Here is a 19,238-nt window from a genome sequence, read left to right on the forward strand (position 1 = left end):
AACCCATTCGGCCGTTGTGGTGACGCGAGGTGTCACCGCCCGCGTCCGCCACACTTGAATGTGCTGGTAAACAGCGTAAAAAGCGCAGCGAACCTCACTCGAACGGGCGCCGGGCTGAAGCATGGTTCAACAAGACAGATCTGCTGTCAGAACTGTGGGAAGGCGCACTCGTCTGCCCGTGTGGCTCAGTGCGTACCTCCGAACGGTCGATGCCTGACCAGGAGCAGACTGGGCTGGTGAGTGCGAAACGCAGGCGTGGCGAGCTCCGCATCTATCTCGGTGCCGCTCCCGGTGTCGGAAAAACGTTCGCCATGCTCAGCGAGGCGCATCGACGGCGGGAACGCGGCACCGATGTGGTCATCGGATTCGTGGAGACGCACGGCCGGGCGAAGATCGCCGGACTGGCCGAGGGCCTGGAAATCGTGCCACGCGGGCACTTCACGCATCGCGGCGCCGAACTCGCCGAGATGGACGTCGACGCCGTGCTGGCCCGCGCGCCCGAGGTCGCCGTCGTCGACGAACTCGCGCACACGAACGCGCCGGGATCCCGGAATGCGAAGAGGTGGCAGGACGTCGAGGAACTCCTCGAGGCGGGGATCGACGTGCTGTCCACGGTCAACGTGCAGCACCTGGAATCGCTCAACGACGTCGTTCACCGCATAACGGGCGTGCCGCAACAGGAAACCGTGCCCGACGAGGTCGTGCGCAAAGCCGATCAAACGCAGCTCGTCGACCTCACGCCGGAAGCGCTGCGCCGCAGGCTCGCGCACGGTGACGTCTACGCGGCGAACAAGATCGACGCCGCGCTCGGCAACTACTTCCGCGTCGGGAACCTCACCGCGTTGCGTGAACTCGCGCTGCTGTGGGTCGCAGACCAGGTCGACGTCGCGTTGCTGCGTTATCGGGCGGAGCAGCAGATCACCGACACGTGGGAGACGCGCGAACGTGTCGTCGTCGCCATCACCGGCGGCAAGGAGAGCGAGACGCTCATCCGCCGCGCGCGTCGCATCGCCACGCGCGCGGGTGGCGACCTTCTGATCGTGCACGTGCTTCGCGGCGATGGCCTCGCAGGTGCGGACCCGCACTCGTTGCAGAGGTACCGCAAGCTCGCCGAGGACGTCGGCGCCACCTTCCACACGGTCGTCGGCGACAACGTGCCGACGGCGCTGCTGGAGTTCTCACGCGGCGTCAACGCCACTCAGCTCGTGGTCGGCACGTCACGCCGTTCGCGGTTCGCGCGCGTGTTCTCCGCCGGTATCGGCTCCACGGTCGTGCAGGAGTCCGGCGCCATCGACGTCCATATGGTCACGCACCCGGCGACGACCAACGGCTGGCGCGCTCGGGTGGCGTCGAGCCCACTCGAACCGAGTCGGCAGGCGTGGGGCTGGTTCCTGGCCCTGGCCGGCCCCGCGCTGGTCACGGCGGCCGGCACGTCCATGCGGGGCAGCCTCAACTTCTCCACCAACGTCATCGCGTACCTGCTGGTCACACTGGTCGTGGCGATCGTCGGCGGACTGGGTCCGGCGATCGCTGTCGCGTTGGTCAACGCGTTGCTGCTGAACTTCTTCTTCACCGAGCCCTTCCACACGTTCACCATCGACGCGCAGCAGAACGTGCTCACCTTCTTCGCGATGATCGTCGTGGGCGTCTCCACGGCGTTGGTGGTGAACTACGCCGCTCGCCGTGCGACCCAGGCAGCGCGCGCACGCACTGAGGCCACGCTCCTCGTGTCGTACGCGCGCACCGTGCTGACGAACCCGTATCCGCTGGCACGGCTGTTGGAGAAGGTGAAGGAGAACTTCGGACTCACGTCCGTCGCGCTGCTGGAACGCACCGATGGCACCTGGGAGCGCGTCGCCTGCGTTGGTGCGCGCCCGTGCGACGAGCCGGACGAGGCGGACGTCGACATCGCCGTGACGGCGGACGTGCACCTGGCGTTGCGCGGCCGCTCACTGCCCGCGTCCGACCGGCGTGTGCTGGAGGCGGCCGCGGGCCAGGCGCTGCTCGCGCTGAGGCAGCAACGCATGACCGAGCAGACCCTGGAAGCCCAGCGGCAGGCATCGCGCACCGAGCTGCGGACCGCCCTGCTGAGCGCGGTCGGGCACGACCTCCGCACGCCGCTGACGTCGATCAAGGCGTCCGTGGGCTCGTTGCGCGACCCGGAGCTGACGCTGTCGGACTCCGACACCGCCGAGCTGCTGGAGGCCGTCGAGGAGTCGGCTGACCGGCTCACCGGCCTCGTCGACAACCTGCTGGACTCGTCGCGCCTCGCCACGGGCGCCGTCGAGCCGCAGTTCCGCGCCGTCGGCTACTACGAGGCCGTGGCACGGGCGCTGAGCGGCCTGACCGGGGACATCGAGGTCGACGTCCCCGAGTCGCTCCCGCCCGTGCGCGCCGACGTCGGCCTGCTCGAACGGGTGATCGCGAACGTCGCCGGCAACGCCCTGCGCTACGCCGGTGCCGTGGCGCTGCGGGCGTCGGCGCACGGTTCCGAGGTGGAGCTGCGCGTCGTCGACCACGGCCGCGGCCTGCCCAGCGGCGCCGCGGCGGAGGTGTTCGCCCCGTTCCAGCGCCTCGGCGACCGCACGCCGGGTGGTGTCGGTCTCGGTCTGAGCGTGGCGAAGGGCTTCACCGAGGCCATGGGAGGCACGATCACCATGGAGGACACGCCCGGTGGCGGCCTCACCGTGGTGATCTCGCTCCCGGTCGATGAGAGGGTCTCGTGACGAAGGTTCTGGTGGTCGACGACGAGCCGCAGATCGTGCGCGCGCTGCGGATCAACCTCTCGGCACGCGGGTACGAGGTGCTCACGGCGTACGACGGCGCGTCGGCGCTCCGGCTGGCCGCCGACGGCAAGCCGGACGTGGTGGTGCTGGACCTCGGCCTGCCGGACATGGACGGCACGGACGTCATCGCCGGCCTGCGCGGCTGGACCACCCTGCCGATCATCGTCCTGTCCGCTCGCACCGACTCGAGCGACAAGGTCGACGCCCTGGACGCCGGCGCCGACGACTACGTGACGAAACCGTTCGGCATGGACGAGCTCCTCGCCCGGTTGCGCGCCGCCGTACGCCGCTCGGCCGTCGCGGGCCCCGAGGACGAGCCGATCGTGAAGACCGCGTCGTTCACCGTCGACCTGGCGGCCAAGCGCGTGCTCAAGGACGGTGCCGAGGTCCACCTCACGCCTACAGAGTGGGGCCTGCTGGAGGTACTCGCGCGCAACACCGGGAGGCTCGTCGCCCAGAAGCAGCTGCTCCGGGACGTGTGGGGGCCCGGCTACGAGAAGGAGACCCACTACCTGCGGGTGTACCTGGCCCAGCTGCGGCGCAAGCTCGAACCGGAGCCCGCGCGACCGCGGCACCTGCTGACGGAGCCCGGCATGGGGTACCGGTTCGAACCGTGACCGGCCGGTGGGTCAGGGCTTTGTGGCAGGCGCGGACGTGCTCGAGGACGAGGACACCGGCGGCTCGGAGCTCGACGACGCCGAAGAGGAGGGGGAGGTCGACGACGGTGGCTCGGTCGCGGACGAGGGCGGGGTGCTCTGGGTCTGCGTCGGCTGGGCCGGGTTCGTGGTGAGCCGCGGCTGATCGGGCGTGCCGGGCCGCGGCTGTTCCTGCGGGCGCGCGGCCTGCCTGCGGTCGGGCCTGTCCGACGACGGCGCGCCGGAGGACACCGTGACCATGACGGTGCTGCCGTCCGGTGCCACGCTCGTGATCGTCTGCACGATGTCGGCCGACGCTTGCTCCGGGCTCGCCTCGCGGCCCGACGCGGCGAGCATGGAGGCCACGGTGGCGAACATCGTCGCCACGACCACGCCGCCGGCGGCCAGCATCACCGCCGTGCCCACGCGCTTCTTCGGGGCTGTGGCCGGTGACTGCGGATGATCTTCCTCGAACACACCCATCTCCTCGTGGGAAACCCGGTCGGATGGACTTGCGTTCGAGTTATCGGCGGAAACGAACCAACGCCTCAGTCACGCCACACCTTCGTGTAGCACTGCGTCACTTCGCGGTGACTGGCGTAACTCTACGGCTACGAAGTCGTTGTCGGCGGGACCGTCGTGGTGGGCGGCGGCGTGGTGGTGGTGGGGTCCGGGTCTGTGGTGGGCGGCTTCGATGTCGGCGGGTCCACCGGAGGTTTGGACGTCGGCGTCGGCGGCGGGTCCTCGGTCGTGACCGTGGTCGTGGTGCCGTCCGGGCGCGTGATGGTCGTGACGCGCGTCGGCCTCTTCGACGTGGTGGTCGTCGGGGTCGTGGTCTCGGTGGTCGACGACGTGAGCTCGGCGGACGACGTCGGCGCGGACGTCGGCACGATGCTCAGGGCGTCGCTCACGGCCTCCTTGCGCGGAGACTGGGTCGACGGGGTCTCGGTGGCGGTGTCCGCGCCCGCGGCGAGTGAGGCGACGGCGGCGAAGACGGTCGCCAGCACCACGCCGGACGCGGCGAGGATGACCTGCGGCGCACCCCTGCGCAAGCGCGAGCGCGAGTCCGGTTCCGGGCTCTCGTACACGAAGTTTCCCCTGCTCGAACGGTCAGCGGCCGAAGTTCTGGGTCCAGTAGTTGCCGCGGGTGTCCAGTCCCAGGCCCATGGTGGTGAAGCTGCAGTTCTCGATGTTCTCGCGGTGGCCGGTGGAGTTCATCCAGCCCTTCACGACGGCCTGGGCGTCGGGGTAGCCCTTCGCGATGTTCTCGCCGCCCGGCCTCGGGTAGCCGGCTTCCCTCATCCGCACGTCGAACGTCCTGCCGTCCTGCGACGTGTGCGAGAAGTAGTTCTTGGTCGCCATGTCCGTGCTGTGGGCCTGCGCGGCGGTCGTGATGCGGTCGTCGATCACGAGGGCCTTGCACCCGGCCGCGGCACGGGCGTCGTTCACGAGCGCGAGCACTGCCTGCTCCGGCGTCCGGCCGGACGGCTGCTGCGTCTGCGTCTGCGTCTGCGTGGGCTGCGGCTTCGGCGCTTCGGGAGGCGTAGTCGTGGTGGTGGGAGCCGCTGACGAGGAGGTGGAGGAGGGCGTCGCCGTCGTCGACGAGGTGGTGGGAGCGGAGGAGGACGACGAGGCCGTGGGAGCGCCGACACCGGTGTTGTCGTTGGGCGGGCTGTTTCTGCCAGGTGCGGCGGCGCTGCCCGTTCCGAACTGGTTCGCCGCGTCGGGGCTCTCCTGCTGTGCGGCGTTGGTGAAGCTGATGCCGAGAGGAGAGGCGCCGGTGGCGGCGAGCCCGCCGATACCGGTTGCACCGATCAGCAGGCCGAATAAGAGGCTGCGGGCACTCACGGGTCGGGACCGTACCACTAATGGGTGACAACCCCAGAGTGCGTCATTGGTCACCTGGTGTCACTGCGCCACCATTCGGAGGTGGACGTGCGACTGAACGCGTGGGTGCGTGGACGAGTGCAGGGTGTCGGATTTCGCTGGTGGACGAGAGCAAGAGCGCTGGAACTGGGCCTGGTCGGCAGCGCTTCGAACCGGCCTGACGGACGGGTCGAGGTCGTCGCCGAGGGTCCGCGCGAGAAGTGTGAACAATTGCTGAAAGCTCTTCGTTCGGGTGACACCCCCGGCCGGGTCGACTCCGTCGGTGAGCAGTGGTCCGCCGCCAGGGGCGACCTGACCGGGTTCGTCGAGCGCTGAACCTTTGTGACGGAGATGGCGTAGTAGGAGATCGTGGACTCCTCGGAAGACGTCCTCATCCAGCTGTACGACCGCTGGAGAGCGCCGCTGCAGCACTACGTGCTGCGGCTGGTCGACGGCGACTACCAGCTGGCGGAGGACGTTGTACAGGAGACGTTGCTCCGCGCGTGGCGGCACCACGACGAGTTGAAACCGGACGACGCGGCGCCGTGGCTTTACACGGTCGCCCGCAACCTGGTGATCTCCGGATACCGCCGCCGCAACGCACGCGCGACCGAGGTGCCGCTCGAACCGGTGAACCTGCCACCGGTGAGTGACCAGGTCGAACACGTGCTGCAGACGTGGCAGATCGCGTCGGCGCTGCGGGCGCTCACGCCTGAGCACCGGACGGTCGTCATCGAGCTGTACTACCGCCGCCGCACCGTCGCGGAGGCCGCCAGGACGCTCGGCATCCCGCCGGGCACGGTCAAGTCGCGCTGCTTCTACGCACTGCGGGCGCTGCGCGACGCACTGGAGGAGAGAGGGGTGACCGGGGCGTGAGCTGCCAGCACACCGTCGACGTCGGCGCCTACCTCTTCGGCTCGCTCGACCTCAAGGAACGAGCCGCGTTCGAACGCCATCTCGGCACCTGCGAGAGCTGCCAGGCCGAGATGCTGCGCCTCGCCCCGCTGCCGGGCCTGCTCGGCCGCCTGAGCCCGGAGGACGTAGAGAAGCTCGACGAGATCCCCTCCCACCCTCCCGCACCGAACCGCCGGCGTCGTGTCGCACTGGTCTGCGCGGCCGTCCTGGTGGCGTTCGCGCTGGCCGGCGGGATCCTGTTCCTGCAGTCCCCGCCGCCGCCGACGTGGGAGGCCAGTGACCCCGGCACCGGCGTGGACGGCGAGGTCTCGATGGTCTCGAAGTCCTGGGGCACCGAGATGTGGTTCAAGCTCGGCGAGGTCAAGCCGGGTGCGCGCTGCAAGGTCGTCGTGTTCGACCGGCGGGGCCAGCGGGAGGTCGGTGGCTGGTGGGGGTCCGATCACGGCCCTGACGAGCGCATTCCCGGCTCCACGTCGTTCCGGGTCGACCAGATCGATCGCCTGGAGGTGTCGGACGAAAGCGGTCTGCTGGTCACTCTCCGTCCCTGAGCACCTGTGCCCAGCCGGCCCGGCTGTCCGGCCCGGTTGTGAGGTTGATGAGGGGAGCTTTCCCAAACCCCAGGTTTATGAAAGCTCCCCTCATCAACGTTGTCTCGCGCTTGGACGCGCAGGTCACGACCCGCCTCCCGCATTCAGCGCAAGCGTTTGGGTACTCTGCGCGGCGTGCATCTCAAGAGCCTGACGCTGAAGGGCTTCAAGTCCTTCGCCTCGGCTACCACGCTGCGCTTCGAGCCCGGCATCACCTGTGTGGTCGGCCCTAACGGGTCCGGCAAGTCCAACGTGCTCGACGCGCTGCGCTGGGTGATGGGCACGCAGGGCGCCAAGGACCTGCGCGGCGGCAAGATGGAGGACGTCATCTTCGCCGGCACGTCCGGCCGCGCGCCGCTCGGCCGCGCCGAGGTGACGCTGACGATCGACAACTCCGACGGCGTCCTGCCGATCGAGTACACCGAGGTCTCGATCACGCGGCGGATGTTCCGCGAGGGCGCCACGGAGTACGAGATCAACGGCAACTCGTGCCGCCTGATGGACATCCAGGAACTGCTGTCGGACTCCGGTATCGGCCGCGAGATGCACGTGATCGTCGGTCAGGGCCAGCTCGCCGCCATCCTCGAGTCCAAACCGGAGGAACGGCGCGCGTTCGTCGAAGAGGCCGCCGGTGTCCTCAAGCACCGCAAGCGCAAGGAAAAGGCGCTGCGCAAGCTGGAGGCGATGCAGGCGAACCTGACGCGCCTCACCGACCTCACCGCCGAACTGCGCCGCCAGCTCAAGCCGCTGGGCAAGCAGGCCGAGATCGCCCGCCGCGCGCAGGTCGTCCAGTCCGAGCTGCGGGACAGCAAACTTCGCCTGCTCGCCGACGACCTGGTGACGCAGCGGGAGGCCATCGCGCAGGAGGAGCACGACGAGGCGAAGGCCCGCGCGCGCCGCGCCGAGGTCGAGAAGTCGTTGCAGGCCGCGCAGTACCAGCAGAACGAGCTGGAGGAGCGGGTCGCGGCCGACTCGCCGAAGCTGCAGGCCGCACAGGACACCTGGTACCGGTTGTCCGCTTTGGAGGAACGCCTGCGTGGCACCGTCCGCCTTGCCGCCGAACGTGCCCGGCACCTGTCCGCCGACGTGGACGCGCCTTCCCGCGGCCGCGACCCCGACGACCTCGACCGCGAGGCCGAGGAGACCGCCGAGATGGAGCTGGAGCTCCAGGAAGGCGTGACCGAGGCGCGCATCGCGCTGGCCGAGGCCGTGGAGACGCGGGCCGAGCTGGAACGCATGGTCTCGCAGGCGGAGAAGGCGCACATCGCCGCCGTCCGCGCCATCGCCGACCGCCGGGAGGGCCTCGCGCGGCTCTCCGGTCAGGTGGAAGCGTTGCGCAGCAAGACGAACGCGACCGCCGAGGAGATCGAACGCCTCTCCGTCACCCTCTCCGAGGCCACCGAACGCGTCGAGTTCGCGTCGATGGAACTGGCCGAGGCCCGCGAGATCACCGGCACCGAGGACGAGGACGACCACGGCCTCGACGAACGCCACCGCCAGGCCGTGCAGTCCAACGACGCGGCACGGCAGCGCGTCGAGGAACTGGTCAAGGCCGAACGCACCGCCGAACGTGACATCGCGTCGTGGCGGGCCCGCGTCGACGCGCTCTCGCTGGGCCTCACGCGCAAGGACGGCGCGGGCTTGCTGCTCGCGTCGGACGTGCCGGGCCTGCTCGGGTCCGTCGCCGCGCTGCTGACGGTCGAACCCGGCTTCGAGGTCGCGCTGGCCGCCGCGCTCGGCCCGATCGCCGACGCCGTCGCCGTGTCGTCCGGCGACGGTGCGCTCCAGGCGCTGAAGCTGTTGAAGGAGAAGGACGCCGGCCGCGCGGGTGTGCTGATCGGCTCGGGCGGGTCCACTGTGGACACGTCGCAGTGGGGCCACCTGCCGCACGGTGCGAGGTGGGCGATCGACGTCGTGCACGCGCCGGAGGCGTTGCGCCCGGCACTCGCTCGCGCGCTCGACCGTCTCGCGGTGGTGGAGGACCTGGACACGGCGGCACGGCTGAACGTGCGCGCGGTGACCCGTGACGGCGACCTGTTCGGCACGGACTGGGCCGTCGGTGGCTCCGGCGGCCAGGGCCAGAGCGTGATCGAGGTGCAGGCCGCGGTCGACGAGGCCCAGGAGCAGCTCACGACGGCGGAACGCGCGCTGGAGCACGCCTCGGCGGCGCTGGAGGGTGCCCGCGCCGAGCAGCAGGCCCGTCGCAAGGTGCTCGACGCGGTCAAGGAGGCCATGCAGGAGGCCAAGGTTCGGCAGGCCCGCTCCGGCGAGCGGCTGAACCGGATGGCCACGGCCGTGCGGTCCGCGGAGGCCGAGGTCAACCGCATCGCCGAGCAGCGCGCCAAGGTCGAGCGGTCGCGCGAGGAAGCCCTGATGAAACTGGGCGAGCTCGAAGAGCGGCTGCTGATGGCCGAGGAAGAGCAGACGCTGGAGGACGAGCCGGACACCGACCAGCGCGACGCGCTGGCCGCCGAGCTCGCTCAGGCACGCCAGGGCGAGATGGACGCCCGGCTCGTGCAGCGCACGGCTGAGGAGCGCGCACGGGCCGTGCAGGGCAAGGCGGAGAGCCTGCGTCGCGCCGCGCGCGCCGAGCGTGAGGCACGTGAACGCCACGCCCGCGCCACCGCTCACCGTGCGCGTGGTGCGGTGGTGGCCAAGGCCGTGGCCCGCGGCGGCGAACAGGCGTTGGAACGCATCGAGATCTCGCTGGCCCGCGCCGCCCGCGAGCGCGACCAGGCCCAGGAACGCCGCTCGCAGCACGAGCTGCTGCTGACCCAGGTGCGCAACCTGGTGCGTGAGATGTCCGGTGAGCTGGAGAAGCTCGTCGACGCCGTGCACCGCGACGAGGTCCTGCGGGCCGAGCAGCGCCTGCGCATCGAGCAGCTGGAAACCAAGATCGCCGAGGACTTCGGCATCGGCCTGGACGACCTGATCAACGAGTACGGGCCCGACGTCATGGTGCCCGCCTCGGCCGCGGAGATGGCCGAGTACCAAGCCGCCAAGGAACGCGGCGAGCAGGTCTCCGAGCCGCAGCCGATGCCGTACGACCGCGACACCCAGGCCCGCCGCGCCAAGCGCGCCGAGCGCGACCTGTCGTTGCTGGGCAAGGTGAACCCGCTGGCGCTGGAGGAGTTCGCGGCGCTGGAGGAGCGCTACAAGTTCCTCTCGACGCAGCTCGAGGACATCAAGGACACCCGCCGCGACCTGCTCACCGTCGTGAAGGAGGTCGACGACAAGATCCTCGAGGTCTTCACGCTGGCCTACGAGGACGTGGCGCGCGAGTTCGAGATCGTCTTCAAGGTCCTGTTCCCCGGCGGCGAGGGCCGCCTGGTGCTGACCGAGCCCGACGACATGCTGACGACCGGCATCGAGCTGGAGGCCCGCCCGCCCGGCAAGAAGGTCAAGCGCCTGTCGCTGCTCTCCGGCGGCGAGAAGTCGCTGGCCGCGGTTGCGATGCTGGTCGCGATCTTCCGTGCCCGCCCCTCACCGTTCTACGTGATGGACGAGGTCGAGGCGGCGCTGGACGACACGAACCTGCACCGGCTGATCGGCCTGTTCGAGCAGCTGCGGGAACGGTCGCAGCTGCTGATCATCACCCACCAGAAGCCGACCATGGAGATCGCGGACGCCCTGTACGGCGTCTCGATGCGCGGTGACGGCATCTCGCAGGTGATCTCGCAGCGGCTGCGCACGACCGGTGACGAGCCGGCTCGTGCGGCGGCGGAACCCGCGAAGGCCGCCGAACCTGTGGAGGCCGTGGAGCCTTCGCCAGAATCGGCGGACGCAGAGGCCTGAGAGGGCGGCCGGAGCGGTGCCCGAGGGCGTGAACCGGCTCCGGCCGCGGCCCGGCACCGCAGGTCAGAGTGGAGTTTCGACCTGGTACCAGCGCTGGTAGGGCAGGACGTTGCAGCCCCAGGTCCGCACGCCCTTCTCGCTGTTGTCGAGGCAGCGGTTGTCCCACCTGCTGAAGAGACGGAAGTCCCCGGTGGACAGCCACTCCAGCCTCCAGCGCTGATACGGCAGCTCGTTGCACCCCCAGCCGCGCACGCCCTTCTCACTGGCGTCGAGGCACATCTTGGTGGCGACGTTGAGGAACCGGATGGTGCCGTCGCCATACCGGATGAACTGCCACTGTTGCCATGGCCCGCCGTTGCACGCCCGCGTGTGCACGCCGTTGGTCGGGTTGTAGTCCAGGCAGCCGTTGTTCCACTGGTTCTTCAACAGCCAGGTCTCCGCTGCCTGGGCGGGTGGCGCCAAGCCCACCGTTGCGGTGATGACCGCGAGCAGCGCCGCGATCCGTCCGATCCTCACTCCGGTTCCCCCTCGTCGAGGCGTTTCGTTGACGAGGGGACTCTGTCGAGGCGGCCTTTCAGCGATCTTGCTCGGACCTGGCACGGATCTTCGCGCGCAGCCGGCCGGCGATGTGCGAGTCCGCCCGTTGTTCGAGCAGTGCCAGCGCACGCCGGTAGGTCTCGTCGGCGTCCCGGCCGAGCTCGAGGTGGGTGTCGCCGAGTTTCTCCAGCATCTCGGCCTCCTGGAAGTTGTTGGCCTGGTCGTGGAAGAGGGCTGCCGCACGCTCGAACACGCTGAGCGCGTCCTGGTGGCGGCCGGTGACGTGCAGGACGGATCCGAGGCTTCCGAGCGTTTGCGCCTCACCGATCGCGTCACCGGACTCGGCGCAGATCGCCAGGGCGGCCTGGCAGTGCTCCTCGGCGAGCGCGAACTCACCGCAGGCCGTCGCGTGCCTGCCCGCGGTACCGAGGGCTTCCGCTTCCCAGAGCGGGTCGCCCAGGGTGCGGGCCAGAGCGAGTGCCTGAAGGGCGTGGTCCAGCGCGTCGCGGTTCTTGTCCTGCTGGCGTTCGACGTGCGAGAGCGTCATCAGCGCGCTGACCTGCCGCCACGTGTCCTTCTGGGCCGCCGCGCAGGCGAGCGCCTGGTGCAGGTGGTGCTCGCTCTCGGTGAAGGCGTTGCAGGACAGGCAATGCTGGCCGAGCATCAGGTGCGTGATGGTGAGAGCGGCCGGGTCGTTCAGCCGTTCCGCGGCCTTCACCCCGTTCCTCAGCGCGGTCGTGTAGTCGTCACGGTGCCCGTAACCGAGGTGGTAGTAGCCGTGCAGCACCCAGCCCAGGTGCCAGACCGCGGCGTCGTCGGCGACCTGTTGGAGCCCGAGAACCGTGCGGTGTTCGGCGTCGAACCACGCCACCGCGGCCTTGTGGTCCGCAATCGCGAGCGGTTCGGCGGCGGAGGGTGCGAGCGTGATCGGTCTGCGGCCGGGAGTGATCAGCTGATCCGCCGAACGTGCCGTGTGCAGGACGAAGCCGGTGAGTCTGCGCAGCGACTCGTCGAGGTCCGGCGGAGCGGCGTGCGCCTGCCCGTAGAGCCGCACGAGGTCGTGCAGGCGCCACCGGCCGGGGAGGTGCTCCTCGGCCAGCGAGACCCGTTCCAGCGTGCGGAGATCGCCGCGCACGCGTGGATCTCCCGTCAACGCCTTGGCGCAGGCCAGGCTGATGTCCGGGCCCGGCGCCGCGGCGAGGAGGCCGAACGTGCGGGCGTGCCTGGGTTCCAGCGCCCGGTACGACGAGGACAGCACGACCGTCAGCGACGCCGCCGGATCGTCGAGATCCATGGCGTCCAGGCGATCGGAGGAGTCGCGCAGGTCGTCGGCGAGCACCCCGAGCCCGAATCCCGGCCGCATCCGCGCGTGACCGGCGACGGCGCTGAGCGCCAGCGGCAGCCCGGCGCACCAGGTGAGCAGCTCTTCCACGGCCTGCGGAGCGGCGTCGAGGCGAGCGGTGCCCAGCCGTTCGCCGAGCAGCAGCCTGGCATCTGAAGTGGACAGTGCGGCCAGCGGGAGTGACCTCGCCCCAACGGTCGTGACGACGCCGTGCAGCCTGTCCCGGCTGGTGATCAGCACGGCGCACGACGCCGTTCCCGGCAGCAGCGGCATGACCTGCGCGCTGTCGGCCGCGTTGTCCAGCACGAGCAGCATCCGCCGGTCGGCGACGGTGCTGCGGAACAACGCGGCCCGCGCGTCGACGCTCTCGGGCACGTTCGTAACGCCGAGGCCGGCGAGCAGCCGCTGCAACGCGTCAGCCGGTGTCACGGGCGTGCCGGATGGAGTGAACCCGAGCAGGTCGACGTGGAGCTGGCCATCCGGGAAGAGGTCCAGGTGGTCGTGCGCCCAGGACAGCACGAGCGCGGTCTTCCCGACGCCGCCGGGCCCGCTGACCACCACCCGTCCGGGTCCTTCGGTCACCGCGCCGGTCAGTGCGGCCAGCTCCGCGGTCCTGGCGCTGAAGTAGCCGGGCCTCGCGGGCAGTTCGCGGGGCACCCCGCACGACGCCGGCCGCCCGTCCAGGATCCGCTGGTAGACCTGCTGCGTCTCCGGCGCGGGATCCACGCCGAGTCCGTCGGCGAGCCGCTCACGAAGCGCGTGGTAGTGGTGCAACGCGTCGTGCTGCCGTCCGCAGGCGGTGAGTGCGAGCAGCAGTTGGCGCGTGAGACGTTCGTCGTGCGGATGCTGCTCGGCCAACGGCTGGAGCACGGGCACCAGTTCGGCGTGCTGGCCCAGCCGTAGCCGTGCGTCGTGCAGGTCGAGCACGGCGGCGAAGTGTTCGGCCGCGAGTGCGGGCCTCATCGCGTCCAGACCCGGCGCCGTCAGCCCGGTGAAGGGCTCGCCGGACCACAACGCGAGCGCTCGCGTGAGCGTCTCGACCCGCTGCTCGTCGTCGGCCGGCGCCGTGGCGACCAGCGCACGGAACTGGTGCAGGTCGACCGATCGGGGATCGGCCTCGAGCACGTACCCGCCTGAGCGCTGCCGCACCGCGACGTCCGGAGGCAGCACGGCGCGCAGCCGGGACAGGTAGCTGTAGAGGGCGTCACGCGGTCTGGCCGGCAGCCGCTCACCCCAGAGGCCGTCCACCAGGCGATCGGTCCGCACCACGCGGTCCACGTCGAGCAGCAGCAACGACAGCACGCTCAGCACGCTGGAGTGCGTGGTGGCGAGCGGGCGGCCGTCGGCTGTCACCTCACCGAGCAGGCGGAACCGGGTCACGCGCCGCGAGCGTCCAGTTTCGCTGCCATTTCGGGCGTCGGCGCGCTGCCGCCGAGGTGCGCCGGCGCCCACCAGGCACCCGGCTCGTTCGGGTAGGAGGCCTGCGCGGTGTCCAGCAGGTCCTGCATCCGCTTGCGCAGCACGCCGTCGCCGGAGTCGCCGGGGGAGGGCTCGAACGGCTCGCCGATGAGGATGGTGATCGGGACGTGCCGCTGGGTCAGGTTCTTCGGACGGCCCTTGGTCCAGAGCCGTTGGGTGCCCCACAACGCGACGGGGATGAGCGGCACGCCGGCCTCGTCCGCCAGGCGGTTCGCGCCGGACTTGATGTCCTTGACCGTGAACGAGCGGCTGATGGTGGCCTCGGGGAAGATCCCGACGACCTCGCCGGTGCGGAGCGCGGACAGGGCCTGCTGGTAGGAGGCCTGGCCCGCGCTCCGGTCGACGGGGATGTGGTGCATGCCGCGCATGAGCGGGCCTGCGATCTTGTTGGCGAAGATCTCGTGCTTCGCCATGAACCGCGTGAGACGCCCCGACGGGTGCGCGCCGTAGCCCGCGAAGATGAAGTCGAGGTAGCTGACGTGGTTCGACGCCAGCACCGCTCCACCCGTGCGGGGTACGTGGTGCGCCCCTTCGACGGTGATCCGCAGGTCCAGCACCTTGAACATGAGCTTGGCTGCGGCGACCACCGGGGGATACACGCGATCCGACATGCTTCCGAACGGTAGCCGTAATCGCTACTGACCGGTAGCGGCCCTTTCGTTGTCTCGGATGACCTTCGGCACACCCGCGAGGTCCTCGTCGTTGCACAGCAACTTGAGGTCGTAGTACGGGTTGCCCTTGGTGTCGTCGTAGTCGAGATGAACTGCGATGACGTCCACGGGTTCGCCCAGCCAGTCCTGCGTCTGCCGCAGCCAGGTGGCGGCACGTTCGAGGGCAGTGGGCAGATCATCGTCTCGGAATTCGACCGGCCGGTAGGGAACACCCTGGACGCTGTCCCGGTTGTTCGCCGGCAAGGGCAGGTCGACGGCCACCCCGGATTCGTTGAGATCGAGTTGGATCGTTTCCTCACTCACTGTAAAAGAGTCCCCCACCCTCACCAGCCCTGCAAGCCCGAATCTGCGGGAAGGTGCGAGTGTCGTGCCCCACGTCAGGCGGAACGCTTCAGGAACGCGATGTCGCGCTTCAGCTGGGTGATCCGCTGATGAGTGGGCATGAGCACGTGTGACAAAGCCGTCAGCAACAGCTCCAGCTCCCCGGCCGCGCCCTCGGTGTCACCGGTCGCGTAACGCAGGTTGGCCAGCAGCTGCCGGGTCTCCAGGGTGTCGGCGTGGCCGGGACCGAGCACGCTGACCTGGGCATGGAGCAGGGGCTCGCAGACGCTGACGGCCTTGGCGAACTGCTTCGCCGTGCCGAGCACCTTCGCCAGGTTCAGGCGGACCGCCAGCGTGCGGGGATCGTCCGCGCCCGCCGCGGCTGTGTGGTCCTTCACCAGTGCCCTGAACTCGGTGATCGCACCTCTGAAGTCGCCGACGTGGGCCTTGGCCTCGGCCAGGTCGCCGCGGGCGGACAGCGTGTCGGGGTGCTCGGCGCCGAGTGCGGCGCGCTGGGCGGCCACGCGTTCTTCCAGTTCCCGGACGGAGGACATCCTCGCGATTTTACGTCAGCCGGGTGCCCGCACGTCCGTGGCTTGGGCCGTTCGGAAAACTCCCTCGCTTCGAACGGCCGTGCGAGCAACCATTCTTCTATGTACGACATCCGTTTCGCCGAACCTGGCGACCTCGGCGCCACGATGGCGCTGTTGGTCCGGCTCCAGGCCGACAAGGCGCACCACATCGGGTACCTCGGTGAGACAGTCGAAGAGCTCCGCGCCGAGCTCGGTGAGTTCGAGCCCAGCTGGGCCGAGTGCACGGTGGTGGCCATCGACGCCGACGACAACATCACCGGCATGCTCAGCGTGGAGATCGACGCCGAGCTGGGCCGCGCGTGGCTGCACGGGCCGTTCGTCGACGTACCGGTCAACCACCCCGCGGGCAGCCGCATCTGGGACCAGACCGCCGACGCGATGTTCCGGCGCGCCGCCGAGCTCCTCACCGGCATCACCGACCTCGAGCTCTACGGGCACACCGCCCACCGGCGGCTGGCGGCGTTCGCCGAACGGCACGCCTTCAGCGCCGGCAAGGCCAGTGCCATCCACATCCTCGACAACGGGGACCTGCGCACGTTGCTGCTCAGGGACGCCAAATGTCCCAGCGACCGGGAGATGCGCGTCCTCCCGACCGACCGGTTCGTGCACGAGGCCGTCGCCGTGCTGCACGAGCGATGTTTTCCGCGGACGTACCTGTCCGGCCAGAAACTCGTCGAGTCCGATCCGAAGACCCGCACGGTCGTCGTGGCCATGGACGGTCAGCGCGTGCTCGGGTACGCCGCGGGCAAGGCCCAGCCCGAGGAGTACTACGTCGACTTCGTGGCCGTCGAACCCGACGTTCGCGGTCAGGGCGTGGGCGCTGCTCTCGTCACCGAACTGCTGTGGAAACTCGCGGCGGACCACGGTGCCCGGCCGCAGGCCGCCGCGTCGATCCACTCGGGCAACGAGTCGTCGCAGAACATGTTCGCCCGCCTAGGATTCCGCCTTCACATCGAGCTCGTCTCGTACCGCCACACCGCGTGAGTGCCGCAGTGACAACAACCCACCCACGAGCAGGGTGACCGCCACTCCCAGGGGCGTGTTCCACCAGCCGGTCAGGGACTTCAGGTCGGCCGTCGCCTTCCCGAAGTTGATCGTCGGCGTGCTGCCGGCGAACTTGACCCCGAGAATCACGAAACCGACGACCAGCACCGTCGACACGAACGCGATGATCGCGTCCGCCTGCGTGACGCGCTTGAAGATCAGGCCGAGGAGGAAGGCCCCGAGCAGCGCGCCGTAGGTGTAGCCGGCGATGCCGAGCGCCTGCACCACGATCGGATCCGCCGTGGTCTTGTTCGAGGAGGCGAACAGGCCCGCGCAGACGATCAGCAGACCCGCCCACACCAGGGTCCACATCCGGCCGTGGCGCAGGCGTTCCTCGTCGGTCATCGGGGTCTTGCGGACGCGTTCGTAGACGTCGGTCACCGTGCTGGAGGCCAAGGCGCCCAACGACGACGACAGCGCGGCCGCGAGGATGCCGGCGATCACGAAGCCGGACAGGCCCGACGGCAGCGAGTCGACGATGAAGTGGCCGAACAGCTCGTCCTTGTTGCCGAGCCCCAGGTCCTTCACCGGGTCGACGCCGTTGTAGAAGGCCCACAGCATCACGCCGATGAACAGGAAGAACGCGAACTGCAGGAACACCACGAAACCGGAGGCGATCAACGCCTTCTGCGCGGACTTCACGTCCTGGGTGGACATGAGCCGCTGCACGATGAGCTGGTCAGCGCCGTGCGAGGCCATCGACAGCAGCGCGCCGCCGAAGAACGCCGCGATGAACGGGTACGCGCCCGTGAGCGGTGACGAGGTGAAGTCGAAGATCTGGAACTTGTCGACGTCGACGGCCTTCGCGAACCAGCCGTCGGGCAGTTGACCGGACAGCCACCAGATCACGACGAGGCCGCCGAGGACGTACCAGAGCATCTGGATGGCATCGACCCACACGACCGCGCGCACGCCGCCGAAGAAGCTGTAGAAGACCATCGCGATGCCGAGCGCCAGGATGATCGTCCAGTACGACGCGTCGATGCCGTACTCGCGCAGCACCAGCTTGATCGGTATGGCCGTGGCGAAGAGCCGGATGCCGTCCGCGAGCAGGCGGGTGAAGAGGAACGTCACGGACGCCGTGGCGCGCATGCCGCCGCCGTACCGCTTGCCCAGGAACGCGTACGCCGTCACGAGGTCACCGGCGATGTAGCGCGGCAGCAGCACGAAGCTGACGATGATGCGGCCGACGATGTAGCCGAGCGCGAGCGTCAGGTACGTCATGCCGCCCTGCGCGGGCGTCGCCATGTACGCGATGACCGGCACACTCAGGACGGTGAGCGTCGACGTCTCCGCGGACACGACCGACAGGCAGACCACCCACCACGAGATGCGCTTCTCGCTGACGAAGTAGTCGGTGGACGACTTCTGCCTGCCGCCGATCCACGTGCCGAGCAACGGCATGCCGACGAGGAAAAGGACGATGATCGCGAGGTCTAGTCCGCGCATTTCGGTTCCCCCACATTCAGCTTGGTCACTGGACCGGTCACGGGTTCCGGCAGTCGCAGCGGCCCGTCGCCGGGCGTGATGCTGCCGAGCAGCCGCGGCCCGGACGCACCGGTCGCGGACGGCGTGTTGCCCGCGACCCCGTGCCACGTCAGGAATCCGAGCAGGGCGGCGAGGTAGGCCTCCTTGCCGTCGCGCGGCAGGCCCAGGGAGTCGCTGATCCGCAACGGGATCGGGTCGAGCGCTCGCGTGAGCGCCTCGACCAGCACCGGGTTGCGCATCCCGCCGCCCGACGCGACGACGGTGCTCGCGTCGTGCGCGCGGCAGGCGTCCGCGATGGTGCGGGCGGTGAGCTCGGCGAGGGTTCTGAGCATGTCCTCGGCCTGGACCGTGGGGAAGCCGTGGAGGTACTCGGCGTTGAAGTGCTCCTTGCCCGTCGACTTGGGCCACGGCTTCGCGTAGTACGGGTCGGTGAGGAGCTTCTTGAGGACGTCCTCGCGGACGGTGCCTCTCTTCGCGAACTCGCCGTTGGTGTCCTGGCGTCGTTCGCCGTTGGAGAGGACCTCCATGACGGCGTCCATCAGCGCGTTGCCGGGGCCCGTGTCGTAGGCGACGGGCGGGCTGCCGGGCCTGACGACGGTGATGTTCGCGATGCCGCCGATGTTCAACGCGATCGCGGGCGCGTCCCCGGCCAGCCAGAGCGCGTCGAGGGTGCTCGCGAGCGGAGCCCCCTGGCCGCCCGCGGCGACGTCGCGCACGCGCAGGTCGGCGATGACGGGGACGCCGGTCCGTTCGGCGATCCACGCGGGCTGCCCGAGCTGCAGCGTGCCGAGGCAGTCGCCGTCCTGGACCTCGTGGTGCACGGTCTGCCCGAGCGAGCTGATCAGGTCGGCCGGCAGGTAGCCGGCGGCGACTTCGCCGAAAGCCTGTCCGAGCGACGTGTCGAAGGCGCACACTTCAGCGAGGTCCCGCGGCTTCTCGAGCAGGTCCTTCGGAAACGGGTGCTCGGCGCACTGCACCGGCACGAGCTCGACGACGTCACCGTTGATCGACAGGTCGGCGACGGCGACGTCGATGCCGTCCATCGACGTGCCGGAAATCAGTCCGATCACCCTCACGACGTGTGGTCTATTCCACACGTAGGCTGGACGCAAGGGCTTTGGTGAAATTTTCGCCTAAATGAGCAGTAGCTGGTTGGCAGATCACATGCGGGTCTGTGAA

Annotated in this window: 18 protein-coding genes; 9 read left to right on the plus strand and 9 right to left on the minus strand. The window is 69.6% G+C overall.

Features of this window, described 5'->3' with window-relative positions; translation table 11 throughout:
* Nucleotides 1–209: 209 nt before the first annotated feature.
* From ACRSBM_RS04315 to ACRSBM_RS04330, 4 genes are read left to right on the plus strand one after another with little or no spacing between them, the layout of a single operon-like run.
* The gene (locus tag ACRSBM_RS04315) at nucleotides 210–2,726 is read left to right on the plus strand and encodes a DUF4118 domain-containing protein (protein WP_434439962.1); all 2,517 of its coding nucleotides are present in this window, start codon (nucleotides 210–212) and stop codon (nucleotides 2,724–2,726) included.
* Nucleotides 2,723–3,403, plus strand: coding sequence for a response regulator (locus ACRSBM_RS04320; RefSeq protein WP_434439964.1), 681 nt, complete (start codon nucleotides 2,723–2,725; stop codon nucleotides 3,401–3,403). Before ACRSBM_RS04315 ends, ACRSBM_RS04320 begins: the two co-directional genes overlap by 4 nt.
* Nucleotides 3,404–3,410: 7 nt before the next feature.
* Nucleotides 3,411–3,587 carry a hypothetical protein gene (locus tag ACRSBM_RS04325; protein WP_434439965.1) on the plus strand — a complete coding sequence of 59 codons (177 nt, stop codon included), beginning with the start codon at nucleotides 3,411–3,413 and terminating at the stop codon, nucleotides 3,585–3,587.
* A 6-nt stretch (nucleotides 3,588–3,593) separates the two neighbouring features.
* Nucleotides 3,594–3,884: a hypothetical protein gene (locus tag ACRSBM_RS04330; RefSeq protein WP_434439967.1), complete on the plus strand. Its 291-nt coding sequence runs from the start codon at nucleotides 3,594–3,596 to the stop codon at nucleotides 3,882–3,884.
* A 148-nt stretch (nucleotides 3,885–4,032) separates the two neighbouring features.
* On the opposite strand, the gene ACRSBM_RS04335 is transcribed toward ACRSBM_RS04330, so the two are convergent.
* Both ACRSBM_RS04335 and ACRSBM_RS04340 read right to left on the minus strand, forming a co-directional pair.
* Nucleotides 4,033–4,509 carry a hypothetical protein gene (locus ACRSBM_RS04335; RefSeq protein ID WP_434439969.1) on the minus strand — a complete coding sequence of 159 codons (477 nt, stop codon included), beginning with the start codon at nucleotides 4,507–4,509 and terminating at the stop codon, nucleotides 4,033–4,035.
* Nucleotides 4,510–4,531: 22 nt separating this feature from the next.
* A complete protein-coding gene (locus ACRSBM_RS04340) occupies nucleotides 4,532–5,269 on the minus strand; it encodes a CAP domain-containing protein (protein ID WP_434439971.1) in 738 nt (245 codons plus the stop codon).
* A gap of 81 nt (nucleotides 5,270–5,350) precedes the next feature.
* Between ACRSBM_RS04340 and ACRSBM_RS04345 the strand changes: the two genes are divergently transcribed.
* The 4 genes from ACRSBM_RS04345 (at nucleotide 5,351) to smc (ending at nucleotide 10,584) form a co-directional block, all read left to right on the plus strand.
* Nucleotides 5,351–5,623 (plus strand): acylphosphatase, encoded by a 273-nt coding sequence (locus tag ACRSBM_RS04345; RefSeq protein ID WP_434439973.1) that lies wholly within the window; start codon nucleotides 5,351–5,353, stop codon nucleotides 5,621–5,623.
* Nucleotides 5,624–5,656: 33 nt separating this feature from the next.
* Nucleotides 5,657–6,163, plus strand: coding sequence for a sigma-70 family RNA polymerase sigma factor (locus tag ACRSBM_RS04350; RefSeq protein ID WP_434439975.1), 507 nt, complete (start codon nucleotides 5,657–5,659; stop codon nucleotides 6,161–6,163).
* On the plus strand, nucleotides 6,160–6,750 hold the full coding sequence (locus ACRSBM_RS04355) for an anti-sigma factor family protein (RefSeq protein WP_434439977.1): 591 nt from the start codon (nucleotides 6,160–6,162) through the stop codon (nucleotides 6,748–6,750). The genes ACRSBM_RS04350 and ACRSBM_RS04355 overlap by 4 nt, the downstream gene beginning before the upstream one ends.
* 174 nt (nucleotides 6,751–6,924) lie before the next feature.
* Nucleotides 6,925–10,584 (plus strand): chromosome segregation protein SMC, encoded by a 3,660-nt coding sequence (gene smc / locus ACRSBM_RS04360; RefSeq protein WP_434439979.1) that lies wholly within the window; start codon nucleotides 6,925–6,927, stop codon nucleotides 10,582–10,584.
* A gap of 63 nt (nucleotides 10,585–10,647) precedes the next feature.
* On the opposite strand, the gene ACRSBM_RS04365 is transcribed toward smc, so the two are convergent.
* The 5 genes from ACRSBM_RS04365 to ACRSBM_RS04385 all read right to left on the minus strand — a co-directional run bounded on the left by ACRSBM_RS04365 (nucleotide 10,648) and on the right by ACRSBM_RS04385 (nucleotide 15,488).
* A complete protein-coding gene (locus ACRSBM_RS04365) occupies nucleotides 10,648–11,100 on the minus strand; it encodes an RICIN domain-containing protein (protein ID WP_434439981.1) in 453 nt (150 codons plus the stop codon).
* 58 nt (nucleotides 11,101–11,158) lie between these two features.
* Nucleotides 11,159–13,843: a BTAD domain-containing putative transcriptional regulator gene (locus ACRSBM_RS04370; protein ID WP_434439983.1), complete on the minus strand. Its 2,685-nt coding sequence runs from the start codon at nucleotides 13,841–13,843 to the stop codon at nucleotides 11,159–11,161.
* Nucleotides 13,840–14,553 carry a lysophospholipid acyltransferase family protein gene (locus ACRSBM_RS04375; RefSeq protein WP_434439985.1) on the minus strand — a complete coding sequence of 238 codons (714 nt, stop codon included), beginning with the start codon at nucleotides 14,551–14,553 and terminating at the stop codon, nucleotides 13,840–13,842. The genes ACRSBM_RS04370 and ACRSBM_RS04375 overlap by 4 nt, the downstream gene beginning before the upstream one ends.
* A gap of 24 nt (nucleotides 14,554–14,577) precedes the next feature.
* A complete protein-coding gene (locus tag ACRSBM_RS04380; protein ID WP_434439987.1) occupies nucleotides 14,578–14,916 on the minus strand; it encodes a hypothetical protein in 339 nt (112 codons plus the stop codon).
* A gap of 74 nt (nucleotides 14,917–14,990) precedes the next feature.
* Nucleotides 14,991–15,488 carry a tetratricopeptide repeat protein gene (locus ACRSBM_RS04385; RefSeq protein WP_434439988.1) on the minus strand — a complete coding sequence of 166 codons (498 nt, stop codon included), beginning with the start codon at nucleotides 15,486–15,488 and terminating at the stop codon, nucleotides 14,991–14,993.
* Between the two features lie 99 nt (nucleotides 15,489–15,587).
* Between ACRSBM_RS04385 and ACRSBM_RS04390 the strand changes: the two genes are divergently transcribed.
* A complete protein-coding gene (locus ACRSBM_RS04390) occupies nucleotides 15,588–16,511 on the plus strand; it encodes a GNAT family N-acetyltransferase (RefSeq protein ID WP_434439990.1) in 924 nt (307 codons plus the stop codon).
* On the opposite strand, the gene ACRSBM_RS04395 is transcribed toward ACRSBM_RS04390, so the two are convergent.
* Together ACRSBM_RS04395 and ACRSBM_RS04400 are read right to left on the minus strand one after the other, a co-directional pair.
* Nucleotides 16,461–18,020 (minus strand): sodium:solute symporter, encoded by a 1,560-nt coding sequence (locus ACRSBM_RS04395; RefSeq protein WP_434439991.1) that lies wholly within the window; start codon nucleotides 18,018–18,020, stop codon nucleotides 16,461–16,463. The genes ACRSBM_RS04390 and ACRSBM_RS04395 overlap by 51 nt on opposite strands.
* Nucleotides 18,008–19,129: an anhydro-N-acetylmuramic acid kinase gene (locus ACRSBM_RS04400; RefSeq protein WP_434452959.1), complete on the minus strand. Its 1,122-nt coding sequence runs from the start codon at nucleotides 19,127–19,129 to the stop codon at nucleotides 18,008–18,010. The genes ACRSBM_RS04395 and ACRSBM_RS04400 overlap by 13 nt, the downstream gene beginning before the upstream one ends.
* Nucleotides 19,130–19,238 lie beyond the last annotated feature (109 nt).

This window comes from Lentzea xerophila, assembly GCF_051094245.1.
GTDB lineage: Bacteria > Actinomycetota > Actinomycetes > Mycobacteriales > Pseudonocardiaceae > Lentzea > Lentzea xerophila.

What these genes read in the sequence shown, in the direction of transcription:
- ACRSBM_RS04315 (WP_434439962.1), top strand. Translation starts at nt 210, where the DNA reads ATGCCTGACCAGGAGCAGACTGGGCTGGTGAGTGCGAAACGCAGGCGT.
- ACRSBM_RS04375 (WP_434439985.1), bottom strand. Translation starts at nt 14,553, where the DNA reads ATGTCGGATCGCGTGTATCCCCCGGTGGTCGCCGCAGCCAAGCTCATG.
- ACRSBM_RS04385 (WP_434439988.1), bottom strand. Translation starts at nt 15,488, where the DNA reads ATGTCCTCCGTCCGGGAACTGGAAGAACGCGTGGCCGCCCAGCGCGCC.
- ACRSBM_RS04390 (WP_434439990.1), top strand. Translation starts at nt 15,588, where the DNA reads ATGTACGACATCCGTTTCGCCGAACCTGGCGACCTCGGCGCCACGATG.
- ACRSBM_RS04395 (WP_434439991.1), bottom strand. Translation starts at nt 18,020, where the DNA reads ATGCGCGGACTAGACCTCGCGATCATCGTCCTTTTCCTCGTCGGCATG.